Source organism: Rhizobium sp. NRK18 (assembly GCF_024385575.1).
Classification (GTDB): Bacteria; Pseudomonadota; Alphaproteobacteria; order Rhizobiales; family Rhizobiaceae; genus JANFMV01.
Window position 1 is genome coordinate 780,542 of sequence record NZ_JANFMV010000001.1, and the last position, 12,507, is coordinate 793,048.

Annotated in this window: 10 protein-coding genes; all 10 read left to right on the forward strand. The window is 61.1% G+C overall.

The genetic code is table 11. From position 1 onward, the window contains the following. Positions 1-254: 254 nt before the first annotated feature. The 10 genes from NN662_RS03600 (at position 255) to typA (ending at position 12,507) form a co-directional block, all read left to right on the forward strand. Complete coding sequence (locus NN662_RS03600) at positions 255-2,321, forward strand: M3 family metallopeptidase (protein ID WP_261928944.1); 2,067 nt, start codon at positions 255-257, stop codon at positions 2,319-2,321. A gap of 94 nt (positions 2,322-2,415) precedes the next feature. Then, positions 2,416-3,063 carry a hypothetical protein gene (locus NN662_RS03605; protein ID WP_261928945.1) on the forward strand — a complete coding sequence of 216 codons (648 nt, stop codon included), beginning with the start codon at positions 2,416-2,418 and terminating at the stop codon, positions 3,061-3,063. A 22-nt stretch (positions 3,064-3,085) separates the two neighbouring features. Further along, positions 3,086-3,793, forward strand: coding sequence for a prolipoprotein diacylglyceryl transferase (locus NN662_RS03610; protein WP_261928946.1), 708 nt, complete (start codon positions 3,086-3,088; stop codon positions 3,791-3,793). Positions 3,794-3,825: 32 nt separating this feature from the next. After that, positions 3,826-4,275 (forward strand): hypothetical protein, encoded by a 450-nt coding sequence (locus tag NN662_RS03615; RefSeq protein WP_261928947.1) that lies wholly within the window; start codon positions 3,826-3,828, stop codon positions 4,273-4,275. 453 nt (positions 4,276-4,728) lie between these two features. After that, positions 4,729-6,132: a radical SAM protein gene (locus tag NN662_RS03620; protein WP_261928948.1), complete on the forward strand. Its 1,404-nt coding sequence runs from the start codon at positions 4,729-4,731 to the stop codon at positions 6,130-6,132. 88 nt (positions 6,133-6,220) lie between these two features. Further along, the gene (locus NN662_RS03625; RefSeq protein WP_261928949.1) at positions 6,221-7,210 is read left to right on the forward strand and encodes an ATP-binding cassette domain-containing protein; all 990 of its coding nucleotides are present in this window, start codon (positions 6,221-6,223) and stop codon (positions 7,208-7,210) included. 4 nt (positions 7,211-7,214) lie between these two features. After that, positions 7,215-8,003 (forward strand): ABC transporter permease, encoded by a 789-nt coding sequence (locus NN662_RS03630; RefSeq protein ID WP_261928950.1) that lies wholly within the window; start codon positions 7,215-7,217, stop codon positions 8,001-8,003. Between the two features lie 2 nt (positions 8,004-8,005). After that, positions 8,006-8,806 (forward strand): ABC transporter permease, encoded by an 801-nt coding sequence (locus NN662_RS03635; RefSeq protein WP_261928951.1) that lies wholly within the window; start codon positions 8,006-8,008, stop codon positions 8,804-8,806. Between the two features lie 124 nt (positions 8,807-8,930). Beyond that, complete coding sequence (locus NN662_RS03640; protein ID WP_261928952.1) at positions 8,931-10,508, forward strand: alkaline phosphatase D family protein; 1,578 nt, start codon at positions 8,931-8,933, stop codon at positions 10,506-10,508. Positions 10,509-10,674: 166 nt separating this feature from the next. Then, positions 10,675-12,507, forward strand: coding sequence for a translational GTPase TypA (typA, locus tag NN662_RS03645; RefSeq protein ID WP_261928953.1), 1,833 nt, complete (start codon positions 10,675-10,677; stop codon positions 12,505-12,507).

Sequence of the window (12,507 nt, forward strand, 5' to 3'; positions counted from 1 at the left end):
TGCAATGGCCGTCAACCGGTTGATCGATCGCCGCCGATCGCGGGCGAGACGGCACGCTTGTATAACCTTGCCACAATTATCGGCCCCTGTGCCGTTTAATTTCCGCGGGTGCTTCAAATTGTGACGTCGAATTCCGCTTTTTGCGTTGCCGCCGCCGATTGTTTCCTCTGTGGGCTTCCCCTATGCATGAGGCAATCATATCTGAAACGGCATAGATCCTATCGCCAGAACTCAAATTCCGGAGGGAATTTTCCATGCAGGCAGCACCCGTCGTCAGCCCCGAATTCATCGACTGGAGCGGACCGAACGGTCTGCCGCGCTTCGAGGCGATTGACGACACGGGCTTCGAGGCCGCCTTCGATGCCGCGCTCGCCCTGCACGATGCCGAGATCGCGGCGATCGCCGACAATGCGGAACCGGCAACCTTCGCCAACACCATCGACGCCCTGGAAATTGCCGGAGATGAATTGTCCCGGGTCTCGTCGCTGTTCTGGAACCGGGCCGGCGCCAACACCAATCCGGTGATCCAGGAACTGGAGCGCAAGATCGCGCCGAAGCTTTCCCGTCACTATTCGAAGATCGGCATGAATGCTGCGCTGTTTGCGCGCATCGACACGCTCTGGAATGCGAAGGAGACGCTCGGCCTGAGCCTGGAGCAGATGCGGGTGCTTGAGCGGCACTGGAAGGGTTTCGTGAAATCCGGCGCGAAACTGGCCAAGGACAAGCAGGAAGAGCTGGCCGGCATCAATGAAACGCTGGCCGGTCTTGGCGCCAGTTTTGGCCAGAACGTGCTCGCCGACGAGAAGGACTGGGTCCTGTTTCTCGGCAGCGAAGACGAGCTTGCCGGCATTCCGGACTTCCTGAAGGACGCCATGGCGTCCGCTGCCGCCGAACGCGGCGAGGAGGGCAAGTTCGCCGTCACCCTGTCGCGCTCGATCATCGAGCCGTTCCTGACCTTCTCCGAGCGCCGCGACCTGCGCGAGCAGGCGTTCAAGGCGTGGATCGCCCGCGGCGCCAACGGCGGTGCGACGGACAATATCGGCATTATCCGCGACACGCTGGCCCTGCGGGCAAAGAAGGCCGAGTTGCTCGGCTACGGCAATTACGCGGAGCTGAAGCTCGACAATACCATGGCGAAGACCCCCGACGCCGTGTTCGGCCTGCTCAAGCAGGTCTGGGCGAAGGCGGTTTCCCGCGCCAGGGAAGAAGAAGCCGACATCGCCACCATGATTGCCGAGGAAGGCAAGAACCACGATGTCATGCCCTGGGACTGGCGCCATTATGCCGAGAAGATCCGGGCGCAGAAGTTCAATTTCTCCGAAGCCGAACTGAAGCCCTATCTGCAACTCGAAAAGATCATCGAAGCCTGTTTCGATGTCGCCGGCCGGCTGTTCGGTATCAAGGCCGTCGAGATCAAGGGTGTGGTCGCCTATCATCCAGATGTCCGGGTTTTCGAAATCCGCGATGCGGCAAGCGGTAAACTGAAGGCGATGTTCCTCGGCGATTATTTCGCCCGCTCCTCGAAACGCTCCGGCGCCTGGATGAGCTCTTTCCAGTCGCAGCACCGGCTGACGCTGAAGAACGGCGCGCATGGCGAACTGCCGATCATCTACAATGTCTGCAATTTCGCAAAACCCGCTGCCGGAAAGCCGGCGCTGCTGTCGCTCGACGATGCCCGCACCCTGTTTCACGAATTCGGCCACGCGCTGCACGGCATGCTCTCCGACGTGACCTATCCGTCCGTGTCCGGCACGGGCGTTTCCCGCGATTTCGTCGAACTGCCGTCACAGCTCTACGAGCACTGGTTGACCGTTCCGGAAATCCTGAAAACCTATGCCGTGCACTACCAGACCGGCGAGCCGATGCCGCAGGCGCTGCTCGACAAGGTGCTCGCAGCCCGCACCTTCAATGCCGGTTTCGCGACGGTGGAATTCACCTCCTCGGCGCTGGTCGACATGGCGTTCCACACGGCCGGCAAGGTCGAGGATCCGATGGCCTTCCAGACGGACTACCTGAAGGAAATCGGCCTGCCGCAGTCGATCGTCATGCGCCACGCCTCGCCGCATTTCCAGCACGTCTTTGCCGGCGACGGCTATTCGGCCGGCTACTATTCCTACATGTGGTCGGAAGTGCTGGATGCCGATGCCTTCTCCGCTTTCGAGGAAACCGGCAACGTCTTCGATCCGGCGATGGCCAAAAAGCTCAAGGACAATGTCTATTCAATCGGCGGCGCTGTCGATCCCGAAGACACCTACAAGGCGTTCCGCGGTAAACTGCCGAGCCCGGAGGCGATGCTGAAGAAGAAGGGCCTCGCGGCGTGATTACGTCGGAGAATTTTGTTGGCTTGTGGTGAACCGAATAGGATGGCATTCTCGACAGAGGACTTTAAGGTTGGTGAAACTTGGTTTGCCTTGAATGTTGGAGCCCCCAAGAAATCCGCCAAGATTCGGTACTTCTACGCCTGAAGTTATACTCGTCTCGGTGCTGGCGATTTTACTTGCCCCGGGTGGGGTCTTTGGACCTATATATTTTTTCTATCTCATTGCATATTTTTTGGATGTAGCAGGTCTGATCAGGCACGACAATTTTTATGGGGCGGTGGCAATTGGTACAGCGCACATTGTTCTTGCTTTTGTTTTTTTTGGTTGCTGCGCTTTGAGGTTTTTGCAAGAACGGGCTGCGTATTGGGCCAGTTTGTCTCTGGCTATTTTTGCGGTCTTCTTAATTGCCGTGGCTTGTATTGATTTGTTTCCGAAACAAACGCCGGATTGGGGCGTCTCCGGAACAATAAAGAGGGCCGTACTTGCAGTGCTTTTGATGGCCGTCATTGCGATTCCTCCATTTCTACATTGGCTCGGGAAATCAAATATCGTGACGCGGTTTCTCCTGATTGGTACTGGTTCAATTCCCGCTTTGATGGGCATCTGGTACGCTATCGAGATGATCCCCTATGGAAGTTGGGACTGGCGGATTCTGCCAATATCAATCGCAATCAACGCACTACCATGCCTGATGCTTATTTTAGCCGGAGGCAAGCTGATCCACGACGGTCTTAAAGGGTAGTCGGTAGAATGAATCCCTTGCAATGATTCTTCACACGCTTTTCGACGCTCTTGCCTGGCTGACATCCTTCGCTGTGCTCTTCGTCTTGCGGCGGACGTGGTTTCCGAAAAATCCGGTAAGCCAGCCGCTGCGTGGCGGATACATCGCGGCGGTCATCTTCGGGGCCGGGTTGAGTGCCTGGATTTTCGGTTCGCTCAACCTCTGGCTCTCGGGCCAGCCGGGCTTCGGCCGATCGGTGGAAGGGGCCCTGTTCGGGGCCATCGTCTCGGTGGAACTCTACAAGCATGCCTCCGGAATTCGCGAACGCACCGGTGCGATCTATGCCCTGCCGGTGGCGTTGGGCATTGCCGTCGGACGGATCGGTTGCCTGCTCTCGGGCATGGAGGATTTTACCTACGGCATTCCGACCGGCGGCGCATGGGGCTGGGATTTCGGCGACGGCATTCCCCGCCATCCGGTGGCGCTTTACGAAAGCCTCGCCATGGCGGCTTTTGCGTTCGTCTACCTGATCATGATGCTGCGCGGCACCGTATACTGGCGCATGAACGGATTCTATCTTGCCGTCGGCTTCTACGGTGCCGAACGCTTCGTTCTCGAATTCTGGAAGCCCTACGGCGCGGTCATTGCGGGCCTCAGCATCTTTCAGCTATTGTCCCTGATGATGGTCGGCTATGCGCTGGTCATGCTGCAGGGGAGCCGGAGCGCGCTTCAACCGGGAGGGGCCGGGTGAAAGCGCAGCTAGCGGTGCAAATGGGGGCATGAATGTTCGATCCGAATGCAGTGCCGGAGGAAAAGCGCGGCAATGCCGGCGTGGCATTGCGCGTCCTGCTCGGCGTGCTGTTCCTGTTGCCGGGCGCCTGTGGCGGGCTGTTTTACGTGGCGGCGCTGTTCGAATGGATTTCCGGCGGCTTTCGCTTTCGCGGCCCTGACAATTTTACCGGCGCGTTCGTCATCTTGGCTGCGCCGTCCATCCTCCTGTCAACCATCCTGATCGGCCTTCTGCTGCGTTATGCCTCCTGGCGCCGGGCTCCGCAGGCCAGCCTCGTGCTGGCGATCGTCTCGGCCGTGGTCATCCTGTTGTCGGTGCTGATGCTTTACGACGAGATGGGCATCAATGCGCCCGATGACATCATCGTCACCATTCTGGTGATCGCCGTCGCCATCGGCGTCTCGGTTGTCCCGCCATTCCTGCACTGGCGGTCGAAACGATGATCGCGCGGATATTGCTGGTCGTTGGCGGATGTATCCTTCTCCTTCCCGGGCTTTGCAGCCTCGCATTCAGTAACATGATCCTCACCGGCAACAGCATGGACATGGGCGTCCTGCCGATCTGGGGCGTCGGTATCCTGATCGGACTCGGTGGCGTGAAGATGATTTACGATGGCTTGAGGAAGTGACTATCCGCGCGTGGCGTCCATCTGGTAACATCGACGTCATGCGGCCGTTTCATCAGGTGGGGAAACAGATGACTGTGCGCCTTCTCGGTATATTCGGTGGTCTTTGCCTGCTTTTGCCCGGCATTTGCGCCACGCCCAACTTTCATTTTGAAGGCCTGTCGGCCGCGTTGCTGGCAATCGTCGGCCTCTTGCTCATCCGCCGGAAGATCAGTCCGCCGGCTCTTAGCTGACCGTTCGCTCATTTGCCTCCATCGCACCGGAAGTCCGCATGAACCATCACGCCCACTCGCCGCGCAAAGCGAAGCCGTATCTGTTCTATGGGGAAACACGCTCCATGTGCGGCACCTGCATGAAGCTGGTGCCGGCGAAGATCCTGATCGAAGGGTCGGACGTCTTCTACGAGAAGCGCTGTCGCGAGCATGGGGTGCAGAAGGTGCGCATCTCGTCTGATGCAGATTACTACTGCGCCGAGCTTTCGTTTCTGAAGCCGGGTGACCGGCCGCTGGAGGTGCAGACCCGCACCGACTACGGCTGTCCCTATGACTGCGGGCTCTGTCCCGATCACGAGCAGCATTCCTGCTTGGCGATCATCGAGGTCAACGAGGCCTGCAACCTGACCTGTCCGGTCTGTTTTGCCGGCTCCTCGCAGGCGCTCACCGGTCACAAGCCGCTCGACGTCATCGGGCGGATGATGGACGCGCTGGTGAGGAGCGAGGGCGAGCCGGACCTGTTGCAGCTTTCCGGCGGCGAGCCGACCATTCACCCCGATATTCTTACCATCATCGACATGGCGCAGGCGCGGCCGATCCGGCACCTGATGATCAATACCAACGGCCTCAGGATTGCCACCGATCCGGCCTTTGCCGATGCGCTTGCCGAGCGGAAGAAGGGCCTCGAAATCTACCTGCAGTTCGACTCGCTCGAGCCGGACGCGATCCGCAACCTGCGTGGCGCCGATCTTTCCAAGGTGCGCCGCAAGGCGCTGGAGGCGCTGGAGGCGAGGGGCATTTCGACGACGCTGGTCGCGACGGTGAAGAAGGGTGTCAACGACCACGAAATGGCGGCGATCATCGACCATGCGCTCGGCTTTTCCTGTGTGCGCGGTGTCACCTTCCAGCCGGTGCAGGATGCAGGCCGCAACGAGGATTACGATCTGAAGAAGAACCGCGTGCTGCTCTCCGACATTCGCCGGCGGATCATCGATGACAGCGGCATCTTCGGCGAGGCAGACATGATCCCGCTGCCCTGCAACCCGACGGCGATCTCGATCGGCTATGGTCTGCGAAATGGCAAGGCGGTCATTCCGGTCACCTCGATGATCCCGAAGGACGAGCTGGTCGAGGCGGTGCCGAACGCGGTCAATTTCGAACGCTATCCGTCGCTCAAGCAGAAGATCTTCGATCTGTTCTCGCTCTCCACCATCGAGCCGAACGTCGCCGGGCGCCTCGGCGATCTGCTCTGTTGCCTGCCGCAGGTGCCGGTGCCGGAGGGACTGTCCTACGAGAACATCTTCCGGGTGGTGATCGTCAATTTCATGGACCGGCACGATTTCGACGTCGGCAACGTCAAGCGGTCCTGCATCCACTTCGTCACCGAAAACGGGCAGCTCATTCCGTTCGAGACATATAACCTTCTCTACCGGGAAGGATCCGTCGCGCGCTTTCGCGATTGACCTGCAGATTTGAGGGTTCCCGGATGCGGGGTGCCGGGTCTAGAGTGCGCGCGCAACGTGCCCCGCATCCGATTCTCCAGGTCCCGCCATGTCTCCGATCATTCGTGCCGACCGCGCGGCAAAGATCTTTCGCCAGCGCATCCGCCAGCCGGGCCTTGCCGGGTCGCTGCGCTATTATCTGGCGCCCGAGACCAAGGAGGTCAGGGCAGTCGAGGACATTTCCTTCGAGATCGGCATGGGCGAGGCGGTCGGCTATCTCGGCCCTAACGGTGCCGGCAAGTCGACCATGATCAAGATGCTGACCGGCATTCTGGTGCCGACGGCCGGCGAGGTGCAGGTGCTCGGCCGCACGCCGCACGAGGAGCGGATCGCCAATGCCCGCGAGATCGGCGTCGTCTTCGGCCAGCGCAGCCAGCTGTGGTGGGACCTGCCGCTCGCCGACAGTTTCGACCTGCACCGGCGCATCTATCGTGTCGAAAAGACAGATTACGAGCAAACCCGCGACGAGCTGGTCGCGATGCTGCAGATCACGCCCTATATCGACAGGCCGGTCCGCCAGCTGAGCCTCGGCCAGCGCATGCGGGCCGAAATCGCCATGGCGCTGATGCATTCGCCGAAAATCCTGTTTCTCGACGAGCCGACGATCGGCCTCGACGTCGTCGCCAAGGATGTCGTGCGCAAGTTCCTGGCCGAGATCAACCGCGAACGCGGCACGACGATCATCCTGACGACGCATGATCTCAAGGACATCGAGGAGATCTGCCCACGGCTGATCATGGTCGACGAAGGCAAGCTGCTGTTCGACGGGCCGCTCGCCCGGCTGAACGAAACGTTTGGTGCGCGGCGGAGGCTGACGCTCGAATTTGCCGATGATCCAGGTCCCGTTACCGTGCCGGGTGCCGAGCTGATCGAAGGGGAGGGTATTCGCCGGGTCTTCACACTTGACCATGACCGCCGGTCGCTGGTCGAGATCATCGCCTCGCTGGGCGATGGCCGGGCGCTGGTCGACGTGCGGCTGGAGGAGCCGGATATCGAGGATGTGATCCGCACCTATTACCAGTCGCGAATGGCGGGGTAGGCCGATGTTCTTCGCCTATGCCCTGTCAGCCTTCCGCACGCAGGCGAGCTTCCGGTCGCAGACCTTCATGCGCATCATCGGCGGTGCGGTCGTGGTGTTTTCCCGCGTGTCGATCTGGTCCTCCGTCTACGGCCATCAGCAGTCGATGGACGGGATCGGCCTCGTCCAGATGGTCACCTATGCGATCATCGGGACGACGCTGCTGTCTGCCTGGGATGCAAGCCAGATGGTGCGCGAAATCGGCGCCGACATCCGCAGCGGCGATGTCATCAGCCAGTTGATGCGGCCTTACAGCTACCCCGTCTCGCTGTTTGCGCGGCAGTTCGGAGTCAGGGGCTTCGACATGCTGGCCGTCGGCGTGCCGGTTCTCGCCGGCGCGAGCCTGCTCTACGGCTTCCAGCCGCCGGCGAGCCTTGCCCATGCGCTGCTGTTCGTGCCCTTCGTTATCCTGTCGCTCGTCATCCTGTTCGGGCTTGCGACCTTCGTCGGGCTTCTGGTGTTCTGGGTGATGGATGTGCTGGCGCTAGACTGGTTCCTGCGCGGAATGCTCGCCTTCTTCTCCGGAGGGCTGGTGCCGCTGTGGTTCTTTCCGGACTGGGCGCAAGGGGTGGCGCAGCATCTGCCGTTCGCCTGGGTGACCTTCTATCCGATGGCAGTTTATCTCGGGCAGATGGATGTCGCGACCGCATTCCTCTATTTGGCGTTCGGTGCCGGATGGGCGGTCTTTCTGGCCGGGCTCATCGCCTTTACCTGGCGCCGCGCCTGCCTGCGCCTGGTCATCCAGGGAGGCTGACGATGATCGCGAGCCTCTCCCTCTACTGGTACCTGATCCGGCTGCAGCTGCGCACGCGGCTCGAATACCGCGCCAACCTCGTCATCGCTTGGTTTGCCCAGGCCTTCGGCTATGCCAGCGTCTACGGCTCGATCTGGGTGATCGCCAACCGGTTCGAGATGATCGGCGGCTGGACGTGGCCGGAGCTTGCCTTTCTCCTCGGCTTCCATGTGCTCGGCTATTCGCTGGGGGCGATGTTCACCTTCGTGCAGCTGCGCAACATGGAGGAGCGGGTGCGCAACGGCACCTTCGACGTCCTGCTCGTCCAGCCGATCAATCCCTGGGCGTTTCTCGCCTTTTCCGGCTTCAACATCGAATATGGCGGTCACGTCACGCTCGGCATCGGCCTGATCGCCTGGGCCGCGCCAAATGCCGGCATCGACTGGTCGATCATCGCCGGCCTGCAGCTTGTCCTCAGCCTGATCAGCGCGGCGCTGCTTTCGGGCGCAATCCTGACCATGGTCGCCGCCGTGGCGCTGATCCTGACGCGCTCGCGCTATCTCTTCGGTCTCTACTTCGATTTCTGGGAGATGGCGCGCTATCCGCTGACGATCTTCGCCTGGCCGGTGCAGGTGCTGATGCTGACCATCGTGCCGCTCGGTTTCATGGCCTATGTGCCGGTCGCGTCCCTTCTCGGAAAGCCGGTGCCTTTCCTCGGGAGCTATGGCGGACTGGCAAGCCTGATCGCAGGGCCGGCCGCCGTGCTTGTCGCCTTGTGGTTCTGGCGCTTCTGCCTGAGACGATATCAGGGCGCCGGCGGCTGAGCGCCCTTTTTGCTGTCATCAAACATCCATCAAACTGTCGCGGATCCTTGATCTGACTGACATGCGGCCATGGTCCTTTGCCGGCGCGGGAGTTCGTCCCGTTTCCCATCAAAGGAGAGGTTTGATGTCCAAGGCCCTGATGGCGTTCACGCGCCGTAGTTTCCTTCGCTCGTCCGCTGCCACCGGACTGGTCGCCGCTTCCGGTCTGGCGCTGCCCGCTTACCTGCGCGCCGCCGATCGCCCCGTCTTCACCCACGGCGTACAGTCCGGCGATGTCGACATGTCGTCCGGCATGGTCTGGAGCCGCGTCGACCGTCCGTCGCGCATCATGATGGAATATGCGACCACCGAGAGCTTCTCCGATGCCGTTCGCCTGGCACCGCTTAATGCGCTCCCCGAAACGGATTACGCCGTCAAGCGCCTGATCGAGGGCCTGCCGTCCGACCAGGATATCTTCTACCGCTTCGTCGCCGCCGACCTGCAGGACATCAACACCGTGTCGGAACCGGTTGTCGGACGCTTCCGTGCCGCGCCGTCTTCCAAGCGTTCCGTCCGCTTCGCCTGGTCTGGCGATACCGCCGGCCAGGGCTGGGGCATCGACGAGACCGGCATGAAGACCTATGCCACGATCGCCAAGCATCAGCCGGATTTCTTCGTTCATTCCGGCGACACGATCTACGCCGATGGCAGCATGAAGGACGAAGTCGATCTTCCCGACGGCTCGAAGTGGATCAACAAGGTGCTGATCGACGAGAAGCGCAATGTCGCCCAGACGCTGGACGAATATCGCGGCCAGTGGAAGTACAACATGATGGACGAGCATGTGCGCGCGCTGAATGCCGTCTGTCCGACCTTCTTCCAGTGGGACGACCACGAGGTGCTGAACAACTGGTCCGACTCCAAGGACCTGTCGCATGACGACCGCTACAAGGAAAAGTCGATCCATGTGTTGTCGGCCCGCGCGGCCCGCGCCTTCCATGAAATGACGCCGATCCGCTATATCCCGGCCGAGCCGGGCCGGGTCTACCGCAAGATCGCCTACGGTCCTCTGGTCGATGTCTTCTTCCTCGATATGCGCTCCTATCGTGGTCCGAACCATGACGGCTTCGAGACCGAGATGACGCCGGAATCCCGCATTCTCGGCGCCGAACAGGTTGCCTGGCTGAAGCGTGAGCTGGCCGGCTCCAAGGCCACCTGGAAGGTGATCGCCGCCGACATGCCGCTCAGCCTGATCGTCTGGGACAATTACAAGGATCGGAAGGGTGACGAGGCCGTCGCCAACGCCGACAACGGCTTGCCGAAGGGCCGCGAACTGGAAATCGCCGATCTGCTGCGCTTCATGAAGACGGCCGGCATTTCCAACACGATCTGGGTCACCGCCGACGTGCATTACACGGCCGCGCATTATTACGATCCGAACAAGGCGCAGTTCCAGGATTTCGAACCCTTCTGGGAATTCGTCTCCGGTCCGCTGCATGCCGGCACCTATGGCCCGAACGAACTCGACATGACCTTCGGTCCGGAAGCGAAGTTCGTAAAGGCGCCGCCGGAGGGTCAGTCCAACCTGCCGCCGTCCGCCGGCTTCCAGTTCTTCGGTCTCGTCGATGTCGACGGGCAGACGGAACAGCTCACCGTCCGCCTGATGGACCGTGACGACAACGAACTCTGGAAGATCACGCTCGATCCGGTTCGCAACGCCTGACAAGGTCAAAACGGCCTCTAGCCGGAAGGATAAGGCCGGAGCCATTGCGGTTGCCGGCCTTATCCCCCTTTCGCAATCGCGAAAAACAATGTATGAGCGCGCCAAATGTAACTGGCGCGTCCTCCCAATGCCCGTATCGCGCCTCAGCCATCAAGAGATTTGACCTATGCAGATTCGCAACATTGCGATTATCGCCCACGTTGACCATGGGAAGACCACGCTCGTTGACGAGCTTCTGAAGCAGTCGGGCTCGTTCCGCGAAAACCAGCGTGTTGCAGAACGCGTGATGGACTCCAACGATCTGGAAAAAGAGCGCGGCATCACCATTCTCGCCAAGGCAACATCGGTCGAGTGGAAGGGCGTACGCGTCAACATCGTCGACACCCCCGGCCACGCCGACTTCGGCGGCGAAGTCGAACGCATTCTCTCGATGGTGGACGGCGCGATCGTCCTGGTCGACTCGTCCGAAGGCCCGATGCCGCAGACCAAGTTCGTTGTCGGCAAGGCGCTGAAGGTCGGTTTGAAGCCGATCGTCGCGATCAACAAGATCGACCGTCCGGACGGCCGCCACGAAGAAGTCATCAACGAAGTCTTCGACCTGTTCGCCAATCTCGACGCCACCGACGAGCAGCTCGACTTCCCGATCCTCTACGGTTCCGGTCGTGATGGCTGGATGAACTACAATCCGGAAGGCCCGAAGGAAGAAGGCCTCGCGCCGCTCCTCGACCTCGTCCTGAAGCACGTTCCCGAGCCGAGCGTCGGTGACGAAGACGGCGCCTTCCGCATGATCGGCACGATCCTGGAAGCCAACCCCTTCCTCGGCCGCATCATCACCGGCCGCATCCATTCCGGCTCGATCAAGCCGAACCAGGCTGTCAAGGTTCTCGGCCAGGACGGCAAGACGATCGAAACCGGCCGTATCTCCAAGATCCTCGCCTTCCGCGGCATCGAGCGCACGGCGATCGATGAGGCCCATGCGGGCGACATCGTCGCGATCGCCGGTCTCTCCAAGGGCACGGTCGCCGATACGTTCTGCGATCCGTCCGTCGCCGAGCCGCTGGCTGCACAGCCGATCGATCCGCCGACCGTTACCATGTCCTTCCTCGTCAACGACTCGCCGCTCGCCGGCACCGAGGGCGACAAGGTCACGAGCCGCGTCATCCGCGACCGTCTGCTCAAGGAAGCCGAAGGCAACGTTGCGCTGAAGATCGAGGAAGCGGAAGGCAAGGATTCGTTCTTCGTGTCCGGCCGTGGCGAATTGCAGCTCGCCGTGCTGATCGAAACGATGCGCCGCGAAGGCTTCGAGCTTGCCGTGTCGCGTCCGCGCGTCGTCATGCACAAGGACGAGAATGGCCAGCTTCTCGAGCCTATCGAAGAAGTCGTCATCGACGTCGATGAAGAACATTCCGGCGTCGTCGTCCAGAAGATGTCCGAGCGCAAGGCTGAAATGGCCGAGCTTCGTCCGTCGGGCGGCAATCGCGTCCGTCTGGTGTTCTTCGCGCCGACCCGCGGCCTGATCGGTTACCAGTCGGAACTTCTGACGGATACGCGCGGTACCGCGATCATGAACCGCCTGTTCCACGACTACCAGCCCTTCAAGGGCCAGATCGCCGGCCGCACCAATGGCGTGCTGCTGTCGAACGGTTCGGGCGAGGCTGTCGCCTATGCGATGTTCAACCTGGAAGACCGCGGTCCGATGATCATCGAGCCGGGCGAGAAGGTCTATGCCGGCATGATCATCGGCATCCACTCGCGCGACAACGATCTGGAAGTCAACGTGCTCAAGGGCAAGCAGCTGACCAACATCCGCGCCGCCGGCAAGGACGAAGCCGTCAAGCTCACGCCGCCGATCCGCATGACGCTCGACCGCGCGCTTTCCTGGATCCAGGACGACGAGCTGATGGAAGTGACGCCGAAGTCTATCCGTCTTCGCAAGCTCTATCTGGACAGCAACGACCGCAAGCGGTTCGAAAAGACGCGCGCCCAGGGCGCCGCCTGA

What these genes read in the sequence shown, in the direction of transcription:
- NN662_RS03600 (WP_261928944.1), top strand. Translation starts at nt 255, where the DNA reads ATGCAGGCAGCACCCGTCGTCAGCCCCGAATTCATCGACTGGAGCGGA.
- NN662_RS03605 (WP_261928945.1), top strand. Translation starts at nt 2,416, where the DNA reads ATGTTGGAGCCCCCAAGAAATCCGCCAAGATTCGGTACTTCTACGCCT.
- NN662_RS03610 (WP_261928946.1), top strand. Translation starts at nt 3,086, where the DNA reads ATGATTCTTCACACGCTTTTCGACGCTCTTGCCTGGCTGACATCCTTC.
- NN662_RS03615 (WP_261928947.1), top strand. Translation starts at nt 3,826, where the DNA reads ATGTTCGATCCGAATGCAGTGCCGGAGGAAAAGCGCGGCAATGCCGGC.
- NN662_RS03620 (WP_261928948.1), top strand. Translation starts at nt 4,729, where the DNA reads ATGAACCATCACGCCCACTCGCCGCGCAAAGCGAAGCCGTATCTGTTC.
- NN662_RS03625 (WP_261928949.1), top strand. Translation starts at nt 6,221, where the DNA reads ATGTCTCCGATCATTCGTGCCGACCGCGCGGCAAAGATCTTTCGCCAG.
- NN662_RS03630 (WP_261928950.1), top strand. Translation starts at nt 7,215, where the DNA reads ATGTTCTTCGCCTATGCCCTGTCAGCCTTCCGCACGCAGGCGAGCTTC.
- NN662_RS03635 (WP_261928951.1), top strand. Translation starts at nt 8,006, where the DNA reads ATGATCGCGAGCCTCTCCCTCTACTGGTACCTGATCCGGCTGCAGCTG.
- NN662_RS03640 (WP_261928952.1), top strand. Translation starts at nt 8,931, where the DNA reads ATGTCCAAGGCCCTGATGGCGTTCACGCGCCGTAGTTTCCTTCGCTCG.
- typA (WP_261928953.1), top strand. Translation starts at nt 10,675, where the DNA reads ATGCAGATTCGCAACATTGCGATTATCGCCCACGTTGACCATGGGAAG.